Annotated in this window: 18 protein-coding genes; 6 read left to right on the top strand and 12 right to left on the bottom strand. The window is 51.1% G+C overall.

The window, feature by feature from the left end:
* Nucleotides 1-23 precede the first annotated feature (23 nt).
* The 4 genes from C7E00_RS03335 to murQ are packed head-to-tail and all read right to left on the bottom strand — an operon-like array spanning nt 24 to nt 4,269.
* Nucleotides 24-860: an HAD-IIB family hydrolase gene (locus tag C7E00_RS03335; protein WP_105302919.1), complete on the bottom strand. Its 837-nt coding sequence runs from the start codon at nt 858-860 to the stop codon at nt 24-26.
* Nucleotides 853-1,851: a MupG family TIM beta-alpha barrel fold protein gene (locus C7E00_RS03330; RefSeq protein ID WP_167836443.1), complete on the bottom strand. Its 999-nt coding sequence runs from the start codon at nt 1,849-1,851 to the stop codon at nt 853-855. The genes C7E00_RS03335 and C7E00_RS03330 overlap by 8 nt, the downstream gene beginning before the upstream one ends.
* Nucleotides 1,852-1,897: 46 nt before the next feature.
* Nucleotides 1,898-3,346: a PTS transporter subunit EIIC gene (locus C7E00_RS03325; protein ID WP_105302917.1), complete on the bottom strand. Its 1,449-nt coding sequence runs from the start codon at nt 3,344-3,346 to the stop codon at nt 1,898-1,900.
* A 20-nt stretch (nt 3,347-3,366) separates the two neighbouring features.
* A complete protein-coding gene (gene murQ / locus C7E00_RS03320; RefSeq protein WP_105302916.1) occupies nt 3,367-4,269 on the bottom strand; it encodes an N-acetylmuramic acid 6-phosphate etherase in 903 nt (300 codons plus the stop codon).
* Between the two features lie 154 nt (nt 4,270-4,423).
* Here murQ and C7E00_RS03315 point away from each other — a divergent pair, with 154 nt between their 5' ends.
* On the top strand, nt 4,424-5,266 hold the full coding sequence (locus C7E00_RS03315) for a MurR/RpiR family transcriptional regulator (protein ID WP_105302915.1): 843 nt from the start codon (nt 4,424-4,426) through the stop codon (nt 5,264-5,266).
* Between the two features lie 38 nt (nt 5,267-5,304).
* Here C7E00_RS03315 and C7E00_RS03310 read toward each other — a convergent pair whose 3' ends face one another.
* The 7 genes from C7E00_RS03310 to C7E00_RS03280 form a co-directional block, all read right to left on the bottom strand.
* Nucleotides 5,305-5,679 (bottom strand): desulfoferrodoxin family protein, encoded by a 375-nt coding sequence (locus tag C7E00_RS03310; RefSeq protein WP_408022619.1) that lies wholly within the window; start codon nt 5,677-5,679, stop codon nt 5,305-5,307.
* A gap of 105 nt (nt 5,680-5,784) precedes the next feature.
* Nucleotides 5,785-6,132 (bottom strand): DUF2200 domain-containing protein, encoded by a 348-nt coding sequence (locus tag C7E00_RS03305; RefSeq protein WP_105302914.1) that lies wholly within the window; start codon nt 6,130-6,132, stop codon nt 5,785-5,787.
* A 9-nt stretch (nt 6,133-6,141) separates the two neighbouring features.
* Nucleotides 6,142-7,323: a C45 family peptidase gene (locus C7E00_RS03300; protein WP_105302913.1), complete on the bottom strand. Its 1,182-nt coding sequence runs from the start codon at nt 7,321-7,323 to the stop codon at nt 6,142-6,144.
* Nucleotides 7,324-7,337: 14 nt separating this feature from the next.
* Nucleotides 7,338-8,708: an MFS transporter gene (locus C7E00_RS03295; RefSeq protein ID WP_167836442.1), complete on the bottom strand. Its 1,371-nt coding sequence runs from the start codon at nt 8,706-8,708 to the stop codon at nt 7,338-7,340.
* Between the two features lie 241 nt (nt 8,709-8,949).
* Entirely contained in the window at nt 8,950-9,453 is a 504-nt protein-coding gene (locus C7E00_RS03290) for a nucleotidyltransferase domain-containing protein (RefSeq protein ID WP_105302911.1), read from the bottom strand.
* Nucleotide 9,454: 1 nt separating this feature from the next.
* On the bottom strand, nt 9,455-10,099 hold the full coding sequence (locus C7E00_RS03285) for a class I SAM-dependent methyltransferase (protein WP_105302910.1): 645 nt from the start codon (nt 10,097-10,099) through the stop codon (nt 9,455-9,457).
* Between the two features lie 12 nt (nt 10,100-10,111).
* Complete coding sequence (locus C7E00_RS03280) at nt 10,112-10,312, bottom strand: hypothetical protein (RefSeq protein WP_105302909.1); 201 nt, start codon at nt 10,310-10,312, stop codon at nt 10,112-10,114.
* A gap of 150 nt (nt 10,313-10,462) precedes the next feature.
* On the opposite strand from C7E00_RS03280, the gene C7E00_RS03275 reads away from it, so the two are divergent.
* Genes C7E00_RS03275 through C7E00_RS03255 form a run of 5 tightly spaced genes read left to right on the top strand, consistent with a single transcriptional unit; the run spans nt 10,463 to nt 16,413 of the window.
* Nucleotides 10,463-11,062 carry a DUF6553 family protein gene (locus C7E00_RS03275; protein ID WP_105302908.1) on the top strand — a complete coding sequence of 200 codons (600 nt, stop codon included), beginning with the start codon at nt 10,463-10,465 and terminating at the stop codon, nt 11,060-11,062.
* Nucleotides 11,063-11,064: 2 nt separating this feature from the next.
* On the top strand, nt 11,065-12,648 hold the full coding sequence (locus tag C7E00_RS03270) for a response regulator (RefSeq protein WP_105302907.1): 1,584 nt from the start codon (nt 11,065-11,067) through the stop codon (nt 12,646-12,648).
* 5 nt (nt 12,649-12,653) lie between these two features.
* On the top strand, nt 12,654-14,468 hold the full coding sequence (locus C7E00_RS03265; RefSeq protein ID WP_105302906.1) for a cache domain-containing sensor histidine kinase: 1,815 nt from the start codon (nt 12,654-12,656) through the stop codon (nt 14,466-14,468).
* On the top strand, nt 14,465-15,409 hold the full coding sequence (locus tag C7E00_RS03260; protein ID WP_105302905.1) for a sugar ABC transporter substrate-binding protein: 945 nt from the start codon (nt 14,465-14,467) through the stop codon (nt 15,407-15,409). The genes C7E00_RS03265 and C7E00_RS03260 overlap by 4 nt, the downstream gene beginning before the upstream one ends.
* 14 nt (nt 15,410-15,423) lie before the next feature.
* Entirely contained in the window at nt 15,424-16,413 is a 990-nt protein-coding gene (locus C7E00_RS03255; RefSeq protein WP_105302904.1) for a galactose ABC transporter substrate-binding protein, read from the top strand.
* Between the two features lie 59 nt (nt 16,414-16,472).
* On the opposite strand, the gene C7E00_RS03250 is transcribed toward C7E00_RS03255, so the two are convergent.
* Nucleotides 16,473-18,125, bottom strand: coding sequence for an ABC transporter permease subunit (locus C7E00_RS03250; protein WP_105302903.1), 1,653 nt, complete (start codon nt 18,123-18,125; stop codon nt 16,473-16,475).
* Between the last annotated feature and the right edge of the window lie 10 nt (nt 18,126-18,135).

Below are 18,135 nucleotides of genomic sequence, written 5' to 3'. Positions count from 1 at the left end.
ATTCAGCAGAAAGCCAGACTTCATCAGTCTGGCTTGATCATTTCTGCAATGACATTTGCAGCACCATCTTCATCATACCTGCCGGCAATCAGATCCGCTGCCTGTTTCAGAGAATCCGGGGCATTGCCCATGGCCACGCTGGTGCCGACGTTTCCGAAGACAGAGCGATCATTGTCGCTGTCGCCGAGGTAGGCTGCTTCTGATGGCGAAACATTCAGCTCTGCCAGCACGCGCAGCAGGCCTTTCAGCTTTGTGGCATCCGGACTTGTGATCTCAAAATATCCATGTCCGGTTTCCGCAGCTGAAACATCCATCCTGGATAGAACTTCTCTTGCATGAATGCATGCCTGTTCATCGAAGCAGAACCAGCTTGCCTTCAGCATCCCATCGGAAAGCCTCTGAACTTCCTGTTCGAGGTCTTCTTTCAGCACGCCGAATTTTCTCAGCACGTGATCGCGGTGGAACCAGAAACCAGGATGAACAGATCCTTCTTTCCGGTAATCCGCTTCAGAAATATACTGATGTCCATCCCGGAATACTTCAAAGGTATCTTCCGGTCCTTTCTGATGGATCAGTTCTATGACCGTCGCCGGATTCAGCGGGTATCTTCTGCGGATCGTTCCATCTGACAGTTCCCGCTCTTCTGCGCCATTAGCACATACGATCCGATCGCTCCAGGCATACCGATGCTTCAGAACTTCCGGACGCATCTCCCATGGTCTTCCGGTTACCGGAAGGATATAAATCCCCATCTGATGTGCTTCCTCCAGAACCTCAAGCAGTTGAGAAGTAAAGGATTCATGATCCTCCTGCAGGGCCGTTCCATCGAGATCCATGGCAATGAGTTTCAGCTTATTCATGTTTCAGTATGAACTTCTTTCCTCTTCCGATCAGATCCAGCAGGCTGTGATATTCCTGCTTCACATGTCCGATCACATTGACACGTTCATCTGCAGAAAGGTCTTTTCGCATCAGCTGCAGTTCGCCGCAATAGCGCAGATACTTTTCATTATCCAGGGTGATGGATCCGCGGATACGTTCTTCCGGAAGACGAGCTGGTTCCTTTCTTCCGGAACTGCCTGCATAGGCTCTTGATTCCTCTGCCCGGATCAGCCAGGAAGGAGAATCGATCCGGCACGTGAAGGCCTGATCGTAATAATCTTCATATCCTTCTCTGAGCATGCAGGGCAGCTCAATGATATCTTTCTTTGCATAGGCCTGCATCCTCGAAACTTCTTTCCCGCTGATTTCCGGATCGCCGACAAATACAGAATCGATCTGAAAACGTCCAAGGAGATCAATATATCCGACCGAAGGCGGAAGAGTCCGGTGAGCTTCCAGGGTAGGAAGTCCTTCGTATATCGGACCGCGCTTAGCAAGATCACCCGGAATAAATGCGGCCGTCTTCAGGCCAAGTGCTTTCAGATTCGCAGTTGTTTCATGCAGGTATGCTTCATCGAGTCCTGTTTCTGGACGCGGATAGAAGTTATGCATGGCGGTGACCGGATAAGCAGAATGAGACAGAATCAGGCTGGCATCTTCCGGATTCACGGAGGACGCGTTCAGGACGATTGGCATCTGTTCTGCTAATGCTGCAATTTCCTGGACAGTGAATCCGAAATCGAGACGGACCCCATAGAGATGAAGTTTCTCCTTCAGCTGCAGAACCGATGAAACATGGAATCTTGAAGGTGTTTCTTTCTCGATGTCCGCAATGATCCTGAGGCCTCTGTCATTCAGCGCCGCGCAGAGTTCTTCCATCTCCTGCTCATAAGAATCTGAATATTCTTCGCGGATATGCAGAGACAGAAAAACAGGCGCGCCGCCTGCAATAACTTCTGCAGACGGCATACGCCCTTTCCTGTATTCTGCAAGATAAACAGAATAACCAGGAAGATTATGCATTTGCGACTTCCTCGTCCTTTACCATTGCATTAGTGATGATGAAGCCCATGATGTAGGAGATGACAAGGCCGATCGCATAGCAGAGAACCGACTGTACTGCACCATGAGGACCTGCAGTCATGACGAACAGAGCAAGCAATCCAGAAGGACCCCAGGTAGTAGCAGCGACTTCGGTAGCCATTGCAAACGCACCGCCGAAACCAGCACCGAGACCAGCAGTGATGAACGGCTTGCCCATCGGCAGCGTGACGCCGTAGATCAGCGGTTCGCCGACACCGAGGAATCCAGCCGGGAGAGCACCGCGAATGACATTGCGCAGACGTTCGTTGCCGACTTTCTTAGCCTTTCTCGAGATTGCAATTGCAGCGCCGACCTGACCAGCACCAGCCATTGCCAGGGCCGGATACAGCATGACATAGCCGAACTGTTCCAGCTGTACGGAATACAATGCAACCAGACCATGATGCATGCCCATAGCAACCATCGGCAGGAACAATGCTGCACTGACATAACCGGAGATGATACGCACGACGATATTGTCGCTCATGCAGAGCACCTGGACGATCCAGCAGAGACCGCTGGAGATGAGGCCGCAGACCGGCATGACTACAAAGATATAAGGGATCAGAGTAACGATCAGCGTCAGAATCGGTGTAAAGACAATATCGAGAGAATCAGGCATCTTCTTGCGGATTGCCTTCTCGATCTTCACCATGAAGTAGACCCCGATGACAGCAGCCAGAACGCCGCCGCGTCCGCTTCTCAGAATGGAATCCAGCGGAATGTCTTCATTGAACCAGCCGATGGCCTGAGAAATCGTATTGATGCCATCAAGTCCGGTGATCATGCCGAGCATGCCGCCGAGAATCGGAGTGCCTCCGAACCGTTCTGCAGCACGATAGCCAGCCCATGCAGTCAGATAAGACAGGAATGCAGCATTGATCAGGCTGAGCAGACTGACGATTACATTCAGGAATGTGCTGTCCGCATACCCAGGCGCCAGCTGGCGGATCAAGGTTGCGATACCAGCGCAGAGACCAGCAGCGATGACACCAGGAATCAGCGGGACGAAGATCTCGCCGAACACCTTGAGCAGATCACGCACCTTATTCGGTTTCTGACCCGACTTCACATTGGATTTGTTCGTCTTCCAGTCATTATTCGTGGATACTGCATCTGCGGCATTGCTCGGGATCCCCATATCCCTGCAGATGTCTGCGCATTTGCGGCATTTGCCAGGTCCGACTACGACTTCGATGTAACCCGGACGGTCATGCACGATTCCGAGGACGCCGTCGATTCCCTTCAGTCCGGCTTCATCGATCTTCGCATCTTCCGTCACCTGTACCCGCAAGCGGGTCTGACAGTTGGTTGCCGAGCGGACATTGTCTTTTCCGCCAAGCTTTTCGAGCATCTGTTTCACAAGTTCTTCATTGGTCATAAAAGATTTCCCCTTTCTTATTATTTCTGAAGAATTGCTTTTCTGACATGTCCATGGGCCTGATCAAGACGCTGTTCTGCCTCCTCTTTAGAACAGTCCGCAAGAATCATAGTGATCGCAGTCTTGCAGCGTCCGCCTGCTTCCGTGATTTTCTTTCTTGCCGTCTCGCGGTCGACTCCCGTTGCGTCCATCACGATATTCTCAGCACGGACCTGCAGCTTCTCATTGGAGAGCACCACATCGACCATCAGATTTCCATATGATTTTCCGATCTGAACCATAGCCGCCGTGGAGATCATGTTCAGAACCATCTTTTCCGCAGTACCGGATTTCAGACGGGTGGAACCCGTCAGCACTTCCGGTCCTACCACTACATCAATTGCACAATCGGAAGCTTTCCCGATTGCCGATCCTGCATTGCAGGTAATGCCGGCAGTATGGCAGCCGATCGACTTTGCGTATTCAATTCCGCCGATCACATACGGCGTACGGCCGCTCGCAGCAAGACCGATCACCAGATCCTTTTCCGTGAGATGATGGTCTTTCAGATCCTGAGCCCCGAGTTCCTTATTGTCCTCTGCACCTTCCACCGCTCTGATGAATGCATGTTCACCTCCGGCAATCAGTCCGACTACCGTTTCCGGAGAAACTCCGAACGTAGGCGGGCATTCTGACGCATCCAGGACTCCGAGTCTGCCGCTCGTGCCAGCTCCCATATAGAAAATCCGGCCGCCGTCAGACAAAGACTGAGCACCCCATTCTGCTACCTGTGCAATTTCCGGAAGATGCGGACGGATCGCTTCCGGAATCCCGGCATCTTCCCGATTCATTTCCGTGACGATCTCAAGCGCCGACATCTCATCAAGATTCATGGTTGCCGGATTCCGCTTTTCCGTCGTCATTTTTTCAAGGTTTAAAGCCACAGAGACTGTCCCCCTATTTCTGATTGTGCTTCTCTTTCTCAAAGCTTTGATAATTCCAATATAATGTGATCGAACTTTATTTCAAGCGTCCCATTTCTATTTGACACTTTGTTTCACATTTTGCATAATCTGCTCAGGAGAATGTGCTGATTCCATGAAAAATGTACTGATTCTTCTGCGAGAAAACCTGCCTCAGATGAATACCGCAGAGCGTGCTGCCGGAGACTATATCCTGAGTCATCCGCACGAAGCCTCTTCGCTCAGCATCCATGAACTTGCCAGTGAATCTTTCACTTCCGCATCTGCAGTTGTACGTATGTGCAAAGCTCTGGGCTTTCATGGCTACAAAGACTTCCGGAAAACCCTCACGGTCGAACTTGCGCTGCAGGATGAAAGCATGGTGCTTTCCCAGGATGAAATCCGCAAAGGCGATTCCATCGAAGAAATCATCCGGAAGATCACCTGGCAGAACATCCAGTCTCTCCAGGAGACTCAGCGGCTCATGGATCCCTCCGTTCTGAAAAAATGTGCTGAGATGATGGTAGAAGCAGACCGCATCCTGCTGTTCGGCATGGGAGCTTCCTTTGTCACAGCCAGAGACGCCTATCTGAAGCTGCTGCGGATCAACAAACCATGCGTGATCAGTGAAGACTGGCATCTGCAGCTCGTCACTGCCCGCAGCAGCACCCGGAAGGATCTTGCAATCATCATTTCCTATTCCGGACATACTGCTGAAATGATCACCTGTGCCAAAGCGATGAAAGAAAATCAAACCACCATTCTTGCGATCACAAGACCAGTGAAGTCTCCGATCAGCGATCTGGCGGATCTCAAGCTCTATACGACTTCCAGTGAATCCCTGTTCCGTAGCGCCGCGATGGCAAGCCGCAGTTCTTCCATGAATATCATCGATATTCTCTATACTGCATTCGCAAATATGAATTATGATCACAGCCTCCGGCAGCTCAGGAAAACACACATTGATAAAAACAGCTGAAAAAACAGAAAAGCAGGCATCAAGCCTGCTTTCTTCTCTCAGCCCTTCCAGAGCCCGTGCAGATTGCAGTATTCATAGACGGCTTCTACTTCATCACCGTCGCAGATTGCAAAGCACGCTTCCGGTGCATCTCCTGGTTTCAGCTGCTTGCGCTGATTTCCCTGTTTCGTCTGCAGCGCAATCCACTCAATGTAATGTTCCGGCAGCATCGGATGTGCCACCGAACCAACTTTCACATGCACCGTATTCCCGCTGACTTCATAAACCGGCACATGTTTCTCCGCAGCCGCATCCACGGTATTCGGAACAACCTCCTGCATTGGTTCTCCGCAGCAGTATACCGGAACGCCGGTTTCCTTCACGACTGCAATCATCTTTCCGCAATGCGCACAGCGATAGAACTTCATTTCCATTGTCCTGATCCTCCTTCTTTTTCAGCAAATGATCAAATGGATGACAGTACTTCATCTATCCTCATTCTAATGATCTGCCCGTTCTGTTTCAAGCCGTCAGGGCTATCAGGAGCGGTTCAGGATCTTCGCTACCGGCCTGCCTGCTGCTAGTTCATCCACCAGCTTGTCCAGGCATCTGATCTTCCGCATCAGAGGATCGCTGATCGTCTCGATCCGGACACCGCAGATCTTTCCGGTAATATTTTCCGAAGCAGGATTCCAGGCAGGTGCTTCATGGAAGAACGTCTGATAATCCGGATCTTCTTCAAGCACCTTCTTGAGGGAATCTGCATCATAGCCCATGAGCCAGAAGATCAGTTCCTGTACTTCTGCTTCCGTCCTTCCCTTCCGTTCTGCTTTGCGGACCAGCAGCGGATAGACGCTGGAAAGCTTCATCGTATAGATCCGTTCCATGTCCTGTTCCTACTCCTCCCTCAGCAATTCTCCATGCAGAGAAAATGTCCAGCTATGGGAATAATCTCCGAATGAGAATATCTGCATCGTCTTCTGCTCCAGATGATAGATGCACGAGTACTGCGTCTTGCCCCGGTCAGCTCCATTGCCAGGCTCCTGGCATACCAGCCGCAGCAGATCAAGCCCGTATTTCTCCGGCATCCTGGACGAAAAGCGCTCCAGGCCTGCCTGGATGCATTCATAGCGCCGATCTGTGCCGCGGAAAGGATCCGTTCCATTCAGACGGTAGTTTGTTCCGCACTTCGCCGGCAGCACTTTCATCTCATCACCTTCCCATTCCAGCATTACGCTGTTTCCGGACGCATCCGCAATCAGAATATGATAATCCGAACCAGGAACCGCTGCCTTCACATTGACAGAAGAAGCAAGTGCAGATGCTTCCTTTGTATCCGCACAGAGATCAAGCATCTGCCTCATCAGAATCGGATGGTATAGAGTCGGCCGGCCCTGGTTCTTCTGCTCATGAACCGGCATCTCAGCCCGCCATGCTTTATGATCCGCTTCATTCAGTGCCAGGCATCCCGGATAAGACCACTTGTCAAAGCGATCCGGAAGTTCGCCTGGCTTCTGCAGGAGCACAACATACTTCTTCACTTCCCTATTCGCTTCTGCCTGCAGAACGGCTTTCTCATAATCCGTTTCCTGCCAGTCCGACTCCACGCACAGCGCCATGATGCTTACGCAGAGACCAGCTTCATTCATCCCATCCATGCATACCAGAGGCAGCATCGCAAAGGCAGAAATGTCCGTCACTCCGTCGTCTGCCTTTCCGGCCACCATTCCAGCATGGCGCGGATCCGTCCAGAACGCATCTGCTGTACCGATTGACTCATAGCGGGCAGACGGACTCTGAGCATGTATGACGCAGTTGATTCCGGTAACCGGATTGCGCCGGTCATTGTGCAGATGATGACCGTAATCATAGTTCCGGTACAGAACCATCTCATTCTCAGAATTCCTCTGGACGAAGGAAGAACATCCCGCATCGAAGAATTGCACGAGCTGTCCTGCTGCCTTCAGATAATCAAACCTGCAGTCCATGGCATAGAGATAGCCATTCTGATCAAGCCTTCTCAGTGATTCCACTGCCCGGATCTGATCCGGGTCTTTCAGCATCACATGCGGATTCATCTCTTTTCTCCTTCCTATCCGGAAACAGCCTGCTTCATCTCGCAGTCAATCCGGATATAGCGGATCGCTACCAGCATCAGCACCGCTACCGCTGCCGGCACCCAGCCGAGCAGCGCATTGATCGTGTGGATCACGGCTGGATTCTGGTTCAGCTTCAGCGTCTGTTCAAACCCGGCTTTCGCCAGGGAGAATGTCATCAGCTGGGCCGCCAGGGCCTGGGCAAGCTTTGCCGCGAGCCCATCTCCGGTCGAGATCATCGTATCCAGCCGTCTGCCATTCTCAGCTTCGATGAGATCGGAAATATTATTCCGGTTCGTATTGAACATGATGAACGTGATTGTCGCACCGATTCCGACGCCGATCGCATTGATATAGACGTTCACGATGGAATACGGATTCAGGATAAACGGTATCTTGGCAATGATCTGCACGAGAGCACCTGCAATCATGGTCTTCTTCCTTCCAAGTTTTCGGTCAATCGCCGGGGTCAGAATCGAGAAAATCACGGAAGTCAGCAGATAGACTGCAAGAATCGGAGTCGCTGCCGCAGACTCTCCGAGCACATAGGACGCATAGTAATTGATCATGTTCATGAGCAGCAGATTGACCACGGAATATGCGATGATATAGAACAAGTTGGCTACCCAGCTCTGGCAGTGAAACAGCATGCGATAGGCTGAGCGGAAAGTCACCTTCTCCTCGGCATCCCCGGCTGCCGCATGAACGCGTTCGCGGCAGGTGAAATAATGAATCAGACAGCCAGCCATGCAGATGACTCCCATCAGCAGAGCAGACTTGAAGAGTGCTCCGGCATCCTCAGGTCCGATGATTGCGCCTTGTCCCTGCAGGCCGCCGAACATCCTGACCAGAGGTGCTACCGCGACTGCTCCGATCCCGGAACCGAGACATCCTCCCAGAGAGCGGAACGCATTGATGCTGCGCCGCTCGCTGTCATCTCCTGTCGCAACATTTGCCATCGCATTATAAGGAATGCCGAGAAAGGTATTCTCAAGCTCATAGAAAAAGAACACCACCAGGCTGACGATCACCGTCGGCATCAGCGACAGATGGAAATCCGTGAACAGCAGCACCATGCTGATGGCCCAGGGCAGCGACATATACTTCAGATACGGACGGATCGTCTCCCCGGTTCTGAATTTCCGGTTTGCCGTGATCACCCCGACCAGCGGATCGTTCACCGCATCCCAGATCGTACCGACGGCAGTCATGATTCCTGCCATCATCATCGGGATATTCAGCACATTCGTCAGAAAGATCAGATAATAGATGCTTTTGAAGTAATAGATGATGTTATCGGACATTGAAAAGCAGAGAAACCCAAGCTTCTCTGCAATCCCAAGCCTTTCCCCTATGCGCTTTTCCATTTCGTGTCCCCTTTCAGAACTCTTTTGTTCTGATGGTAGCACGCAAAAGCCTCTACAGCATCTGAAATTTGCATCACAGCAGAAGATTTCAGATATTTTCACAAGGTACATTTCTGATCGAAGCACTAGGTATGAATCTCCGGTTTCTCCCTGCGTATGCTTTTCCGCAAGGCCTTCAGAGCTTTCAGAAAGGAAGAATCATCCTTCACAGCGTTGCGATCTGACAGCAGATCGCATGATTTCAGACCGTTTGTTTCCTTCCCGCGCGTTTCTTCAAGAGGCAGTCAGCCTGCTCAATCATGCTGGCCTTCTGATCTCTGCCCATCAGGGTGTAGTATTCTTTCCATTTCGCGACCGAATGCAGCGGAATCCTCTGACCGAACACCTCCGCATAACCATCGATCTCTTCCTGTTTCAGAGAGCAGTCATATTCGTTTCCGTCTTTCACGATGATCATGTCAATCATGACATCCACATCCACGCCATCAATCACATACTCCAGGAAGCGTTTCGTATGATACTTCGGATCTGGCGCTTTCGGAACTGAGCGTGTTCCAAGCCGATCCAGGATTTCTGCAGCATCATCCGCATCTTCCTGTCTCACCATGAGATCGATGTCATGAAACTCATCCGTGATGACGTGAAGATAGAGTAACAGAGAAGCGCCGACATCCCAGACAATTCCTGCCGCATTCAGCTTTGAGGCTATCTTGGCCAGCGCCCGGAGTTTCTGCTCTGTTTCCATTTCAGGCAATTCCTTCTGCCGCAATCCATGAAGTGCCCGGTTTCAGATGGGCACTGGTTGCCACGAATCCCGCTTTGCGGAACAATTCCATGAACTCTTTCTCGGTCGGAACGGTCATATGGTACTGTCTGATATTTTCCCTTGTTTCTTCTGAAAGCGCTCCATTTTCATACGTATCCAGAATCACGAGCAGATGTCCGCCCTTCTTCAGCACCCGATGCACTTCCTTCAGGTTCTCTTCCGGATCAGGCCAGAAATAGAAGCTTTCCACTGTTACGATCATATCGAAAGAATGATCCGCAAACGGAAGATGCTCCACGGAGGCCTGCACCACCTGCAGCACGCCGCTCTGAACAAGTTCCTGATTATTCCGGATCGATTCCGAAACAGATACCTCGGAATAATCCACGCCAGTCAGATGACGCACGCCGCGATCATACAGACGGTGCAGGGTTGCACCGCCGCCGCAGCCAAGATCCATCACATTCAGATGTTCCTCCAGCTCCAGGAAATCAAGACCCCAGTTCGTCACTGCATCATGGCTCTGATTCATGCGCTCCAGCATCATTGCCCCGGCTTCTCCGGAAGGCTTTGCCGGATTGCCGAGATTGGTGATCTCACGCTGGCGGATCTGCTCTTCATTCATAAAAACCTCCTGTTAATGAGAGATCATTCCGACTTTCTGAAATGGACTCTTCAGATAATGGTAAAGACGTGTCACGATCTCTCCATCATCCAGCTTTTCCATCGGTCCGATCAGTTCGTCGATCTTCTTCATATAAACCCCGAAGCTTTCGTTCGGGAATACTTCATTGTGAATCTGTTCCAGCAGTAAATATATATTAATACGGTCTGTCATAAACCCGTTCTCCTTTCTGCTGCGATTATAGCACGCACCTCGGATTCAGCTTTTCCATATGACTGAGACGGATCCGCTGCAGAGTATGCCACATGCGTTACAAACCGGCATATTGCATGTAAAATATAAAGAAGAAAAGACAGAAAGCATATGTTCAGAACACCTGATAAGGATCTCCTTGAAGAATGGCCGGCTCATTATTTTGAAACCGATGATATTCATGCACGTGAAGAAGCCCTGAATCAGCGGATCAGAGCGATAAGCGATCCGGAAGACGTGCGGAGGCTGGAAGTGCTGCATCTGCGCTTCGGAACCGGAAAGCGTCAGCGCCCGGACGGATTTATGCGCGCATGGCTCATGCTGAAAGTCATGGCAGTCAACTCCGGAAACTCTCCGTTTTCCAGAAAGAAGCACCAGGAAGTATATGCCCTTCTGGAATCCTTCGGAATCCGGGAAGGAGAAACGCCGGATGAGGTGCTGATTGCGGAATGGCGGGACTTTTCTGCCCGGATGATCCGGTCCTGTGCAGGCGACCGGGCTTATCGGACTACCGGGTTCGGACTGGTTCCGGTCAGTGAAGAACACACGGCCCGCCATATTGCGGAAGACATTCAGAAAACCATGAAAGATCTGCCGGCTTCGTGCGGTATGGGAGAACTGGCGGATCCGCTCTATCAGGTTCTGAATGAAACCTACGCGGAGCTCATGGAACATGGCGATCAGTATCTGAACCAGGCAGGAAGGCGATAGACATGACTTATCAAGTAATGCTGGCAGATGACGAGAATGATGTGCTCGAAGTCATCCAGAAGAAAATTGACTGGAATGCACTTGGTCTGGAAGAACCGGTAAAAGCATCCAATGGGGTGGAGGCACTGGAGCTTGCAGAAAAGGTGCAGCCTGATATCGTAATGACGGATATCAAGATGCCATACATGGATGGTCTGGAGCTTGCAAGGCAGCTGCGGCAGCTGTATCCGGATATCCGGATCATCATTCTTTCCGGATTCGATGAATTCGAATACGCAAAGGAAGCTGTTCATCTCAATGCAGTGGAATATCTGCTGAAACCGATTGATTCCGAATATCTGACTGCTGTCTTCCGCAAGATCACTGCTTCTCTCGATCAGGAACACGAAGAACGGCAGAATCAGAAAATTCTGCAGCAGTACTATCAGCAGTCTCTTCCCGTCCTGCAGGAGAACTTCTTCATCTCCCTGGTGCAGGGGCGCGTCCCGGAAGAAGAACTGGAGAAATACTGCAGCGACTATCAGATCTCCCTGCCTGGTCCTTACTATACAGCTGCTCTCTTTCATACAAGTTCCGGAAAGCTGCCAGAAGGCATGCAGTACATGCTGATGGTCATGAGCGTGAGAAAGCTTGCGGAAGAGAAGATCAGTTCCCGCTGGGAGCCTCACTTCTTCAGTTTTCTGAACAATCTCTGCATGATCGCTTCCCTGAAGAAAGAAAGCGACGTCCGTGACCTGACGGATGAGCTTGACCGGTTCTGCCGTCTGGCAAAAAGCGCGGTCGGAGCTTCTGTCACCTGCGGCATCGGCCATCCATGCGCCAGCCTTCAGGAGATTCCGAGCAGCTATGCGGGCGGACGCCAGGCGGTTTCCTACCGGGTTGTCTACGGAAGCGAGCAGGCAATCAATATTTCTGAGGTTGCCCCGAAGGAGGCAGAACTTCCTTCCGGGACTGCAGATCTTGAACTGCAGAATGTCTACAAGCATATGAAACTGGAAAACCCGGAAGATCTTTCTGCCGCGGTGCATCAGTTTCTTTCTGACTGCCTGCCTCATTCTTCCGTGGTTTCCTATCATCTGTTCATCATGGAACTTATCGGCCGGCTCGGCAGCTTTGCCAGAGACAACGGCCTGGAGATGGAAAGTGCCTTCGGCGAAGACCCGACTTCCCTGGACCTGCAGCAGCGGGATCCGGAAGCACTCGGCGTCTGGATGAATGAAGTATGCCTGCGCATGCAGAAACAGCTCAGCGGGCAGCGGAAGAGTTCCACGGAGAATCTGGTCCAGAAAGCAAAGAGCTATGTCCAGGAACACTATTCCGAGCCTGATCTGAGTCTGAATTCCATCTGTTCCTTTCTCGGCATCTCGATGTCCTATTTCTCCACGATTTTCCGCCGGGAAACCGGGCAGCCATTCAGCACCTTTCTGACTGACTACCGGATGAACAAAGCAGCCGAGCTGCTTGTCTCGAAAAACGAGAAAACTTATATCGTTGCCACGCAGGTCGGCTACAGTGATCCGAATTACTTTTCCTATGTATTCCGCAGAAAATTCGGAGTTCCGCCAAGCAAGTATAAAGGAAGCTGATCCGTATGAAACTGTTTTCCAGATACTTCGGGACGAATAAATCCGGGAGCTTCCGGACTGTCATTCTGATCTCGTTCAGTGCGGTTTCCATTCTGATGATGGCAGTCGTCGGAATGGTCTTTCAGAATCTCATGAACCGGGGAACCCGGAACATGCTGCAGGAATCCACGCAGAATACTGCACTTCAGGAAACCCTGAACATCGAAAACTATCTTTCCACGATCCGCAATACCGCAAACGCACTCTATTACGATGTCATCAAGAAAAATGATCTTTCGGAGGAGAGCATCCGTTCTAATATGCAGCTGCTCTATGCCGCAAATTCCAATCAGATCATCTCCATCGCGCTGTTCAGCGATGACGGCACCCTGCTCTGCACAGCTCCGAATGCAGTTCTGAAGAACAATCTGGATGTCACAGAACAGGACTGGTTCACTTCTGCGCTTGCCAAAGTAGAGAATGTTCATTTTTCTCAGCCCCATGTGCAGAACCTGTTTCAGTCTGCTTCGCATTCCTACAAATGGGTCATATCTCTGTCAACTGCCGTAGACATGACCCAGAATGGAAAAGCGAAGCGGGGCGTGCTTCTCATCGATATGGACTATCAGTCCATGGAACAGCTCCTGGAAGAGTCAAACTCCGAGCTGTCTGACAGCTATATCTATCTGATGGCAGATGATGGAGATATCATCTATCACCCCTACCAGTCCAGAATCCAGGCAGGTCAGTATACCGAAAATACGACGAAAGTGCTGACTTACGAAGACGGAGTGCACGTCGAGCAGGTCGGTGATACCCAGCAGATTGTCAATGTGAATACTGTTTCCTATACGGGCTGGAAGCTGGTCAGCGTAATTCCGGGATCGACGCTGAATCTCAATGAACGATCCTCCGGAAGCGTGATCATCATGATTATCTCGCTCACGGTTCTTGCCATCGTCCTCATCAACCGCTTTCTTGCCCGGCAGGTTTCCGAACCTCTGATCCGTCTTAATGATACGATCGCGAATATGGAAGGCGTCACGAATCTTCCACCTGAAGTATATGAGAACAGCTCTGCGGAAATCGAAGAGCTGGGCACCACGCTCCATTCCTATATTGCTCAGATCAACCGCCTGATGGATGAAATGCGCCGGGAAGAAGAAGAGAAGCGCAAAAGCGAGCTCGATGCCCTCCAGGCGCAGATCAATCCTCACTTTCTCTACAACACGCTTGATTCCATCGTCTGGATGATTGAAGGAGAGAAATACAAAGAAGCGGTATTCATGATCACGCAGCTGGCTTCCTTCTTCCGCATGTCGCTGAACCGGGGCCATTCGATCATCCGCATCGATAATGAGCTGAAGCAGGCCGAGGCTTATCTGAATATCCAGAGAGTCCGCTACAAGCAGTCATTCGAAGCAGTGTTTGACATTGAAGATTCGATCGGTTCCTGTCTGATCGTGAAGCTCGTGCTTCAGCCGATTCTGGAAAATGCGATCTATCACGGGATCAAGGAAGCAGAACAGGATGGCCGGATCCGCATTCATGGCTGGAGAGAACAGGACGATATCTATCTGGAAGTTTCTGACAATGGCTACGGCATGAGTCCGGAAGAAGTAGAGATGATTCTGAATGAATCCAGACGCCCGGCGGTTGAAAAGCATGGCTCCGGAGTCGGTCTCATCAATGTCGATAAACGTCTGCGCCTGCGCTTCGGAGATGCCTACGGACTCAAGGTCAGAAGCGAACTGGATTCCGGCACAACAGTGACGATTCATATTCCAGCCATCGAAGCCACCGAAGAAAACCTTGCCAGATATGAAGGAGAAACGGTATGAAGCAATCACGAAGCATCGCATTCATTCTCCTGATCATCGCTCTGGCAGTCACTGCAGCAGTATCCGGATACATCGCAGTCGCTCCGGAAAAAGAAAATCCGCAGCGTGAGATCACCGTTGTCCTGCCCAATGCATCAGAAGAACGATGGAACTCCTTCCGGACCGGCATCCGAGCTGCCGCAAGAGAATACGGCATCTCACTGACCATCATCAGCACCACCGAAGACAATGAAGCAGACCAGATCGCCTCTGCGCTGGAAGAAAAGCCCGATGGAATCATCGTTTCCCTTCTCTCCGATCAGACTGCCTCGGTTCTGGATCATTCTTCCGTTCCGACTGTACTGCTCGGAACCAGAGGCTCTCTGGAAACCAGTGCAAGACTGAGTCAGATCTCTCTCAGTGCAAAAGCAGCAGGCGTCAGCCTTGCTCAGCTGCTCCTGTCCTACCGCAGTTCTGCTTCTGACCTGAAAATCGGAATTCTCTGTTCCGCAAACAGCTCCTCTGAGCTCACGGAGCGGCTGGCAAGTCTGAATGAAGAACTCGCCAAGCATGAAATCAGTCCGGTATGGATTCTCAGGGATACCAGCCAGGTCTCACTGATCCATGCGCAGGCAGAGACCCCGGCCGACCTGATCATTGCCCTGGACAACGATTCTCTCGAGGCAGCAGCAGAATACCGGGAAGCACACCCGGATCAGATCTTTGGTCTGTATGGAATCGGCATCTCCACCACCTGCATTTCCTATACCGATTCCGAAGTCATCGATAAGATGATTGTCCCCAACGAATATCTTGCCGGGTTCACTGCCATCGAGCAGATCTCTGACTACTGCTCGTCCAGAACTTCCATGGAGAATACTGCCATCGATTATTCGATCATCACCCGGGCAAACATGTTCACGAAGAAAAATCAGCAGCTGCTGTTTCCGATCAGCCAGTAGCTAGAAAGGATGCCATGAAACTGATCTTCAGCACAATTGCACTGATTCCGGCTCTGGCCCTTTCCGGATGCGCTCCCGCTTCCGCAAAGAAGAAGAGCTTGAATCTCGGCATTGCCGTCTATGACGGCGATGATACCTTCATCGCCTCCATCACGGAAGAACTCTCTGAGCTGGCAGAAGCGGATGGAGTTCATTACACCATCCGCAATGCAGATCACTCACAGCTCACCCAGAACGAGCAAGTCAAGGACATGATCGATGACGGGATGAACGTGATCTGCGTCAATCTTGTTGACCGCACAAGCACTTCTGCAATCATCAATACGGCAATGAAGAATGAGATTCCGGTGATCTTCTTCAACCGCGAGCCGGTAGAATCCGATATCACCCGCTGGGAACATCTTTATTATGTCGGCAGTGATCCGGAAGAAAGCGGCCGGCTGCAGGGACAGATTGCAGCCGCTTATCTCAGCCAGCACCCGGAAGCAGACCGGAACGGGGACGGGCAGATCCAGGTCTATGTCCTGGAAGGAGAACCAGGACATCAGGACGCGATTGTCCGCAGCGAATCTTCCGTCACGACACTGCAGAATGCCGGCGTCCGGATTGACAAGATCGGCTATTCAATCTGTGACTGGAACCGCAAGGAAGCACGGACTGAAGTAGCCAGACTGATCCAGGAAGGAACTGAAGCAGAACTGTTCCTCTGCAACAATGATGATATGGCAGCCGGCGCCGTCGATGCATATGAAGCAGCTGGAATTTCTCAGGACGATCGCCCGCTGATTGCCGGGATTGACGGAACTTCAGTCGGGTGCGAACTTGTTCAGAACCATGCACTGATCGGAACGGTCTACAATGACTACAAAGGACAGGCAGCAGCGATCTACCAGCTTGCGGCTGCACTTTCCGGAAACGGAGAAATGCCCGAGCTGACTGATTCGCATTACATCACGCTTCCCTACCAGAAAATCACGCCGGACAATGTCTCCCAGTTCCAATAGATCAGTCCAGAAGAAAAGCCCTGCTTCGGGCTTTTCTTCTGGGTATTCAATAGGAATGATTACTTCTTCTGAACGTACTTCAGGCAGTCCAGCGTGACAGCCGTCAGAATGATGATGCCTTCAAATACGAACTGCAGGTTGGTATCAATGCCGAGAATCGTCAGGGAATACGTCAGTGAGGTGAAGATCAGAACGCCGACCACGACACCGGAGATCTTTCCGATACCGCCGGTGAAGGAGACACCGCCGACCACGCAGGCAGCGATTGCGTCCATATCCCAGCCCTGGCCATAAGCGGCAGAACCGGAACCGACCATGCGCATGCATTCAAGCCATGCGCCGATGCCGTACATGACACCTGCAAGCATGAATGCGCAGAGAATTGTCTTGAATACAGAGATACCTGAAACTGCTGCAGCATCAGGATTGCCGCCTACTGCGAACAGGTTCTTGCCGAACATCGTCTTGTTCCAGATGAACCAGATCACGCAGATCGCACCAATTGCCCACAGGATGATCGTCGGAAATCCGTTGATCTTCGGAATGAACATTGCCGGGATCGAGGAATCAATTGCACCGAACGAGACACCCTTGGTCGCATAAGTGACAAGGCCGAAGATGATCAGCATGTTGCTCATGGTGGAAATGAACGGATGCATCTTGAAGCGGGCAAAGAAGAAACCCGCAATCGTTGCGAAGATCGTCGTCAGAATCACACATACCAGCAATGCCAGCCATGCACGTCCAGCCGGAGGAATCGAGGTGAAGTCGAAGATGTGTCCGAATACCGAACCGGTATTGACGCCCTGATGCATGATGATGGTCGCAGTGACCATGCCCATGCCGACCATACGTCCGACGGAAAGATCAGTACCAGTCAGGACAATGAGTCCGGCAACACCGAGCGCCAGGAACATACGCGGAGCAGCCTGCTGCAGAATGTTCAGGATATTCGTCACCGTGAATAGCTGCGTGTTCTTCAGAATCGGCGTGATGATTGCCAGCATGATGAAGATCAGCACGATGACGATGTAAAGTCCGTTCTTCAACAGGAACTGTTTCCGGTTGAAGGTATACTTATAGTTCTCACGGGACTGGGCCCACTTCTCTGCAGTCGTGAACTTTGACATCCGGAGATTGTCAATCAGATGATACTGATACGTAAATGCCTCATGGCGGCGATCCTTGATTGCCTGCATGACATTGTCATACGTCAGCTTGGCATCGAACTGCTTGTTCTTGTAGACATACTTCTCATCTTTCAGTTCGTTCTTGTCCGTGATGCCGGAAATCGTCTTTTCGTACTCGGCCTTCAGCTCAGCAAGCTTTGCATTGTATTCAGCCTCAGCTTTGCTGCTTTCAGCATCGCAGCTAGCACAGACTTTGCTATAATACAGGCTGTCATAATTCTGCTTCAGATAGTCTTCAGCTTCTTTTACCAGCTCATTGACTTTCGTGCTGTTGGCACGCTCCACCTCTTTCGCAGCAGCCAGCTGCTTTTCCAGGTCTGCAGTCTGCTTCTTCCGTTCCTCAGAAGTGAGGTTTCTGCTGCTCTTCACAGAAGACAGCTTATTGCTGAGGCTCTGAATCTTCAGGCTTCCATCTTTTCTCAGTTCATCCAGCTGTTCCTGAATTCCGCCGACTTTTTCTGCAATCGGGGCCTTGAGTGCCTCTTCTTCTTTATCGGTCAGAATCTGTCTCTTGTCTTCCATCTTCTTATAC

Source organism: Anaerolactibacter massiliensis (assembly GCF_900290205.1).
Classification (GTDB): Bacteria; Bacillota_I; Bacilli_A; order Erysipelotrichales; family Erysipelotrichaceae; genus Bulleidia; species Bulleidia intestinalis.
Note: the sequence above shows the minus strand (reverse complement) of the source record. Positions and strands in the feature narration are given on the sequence as shown.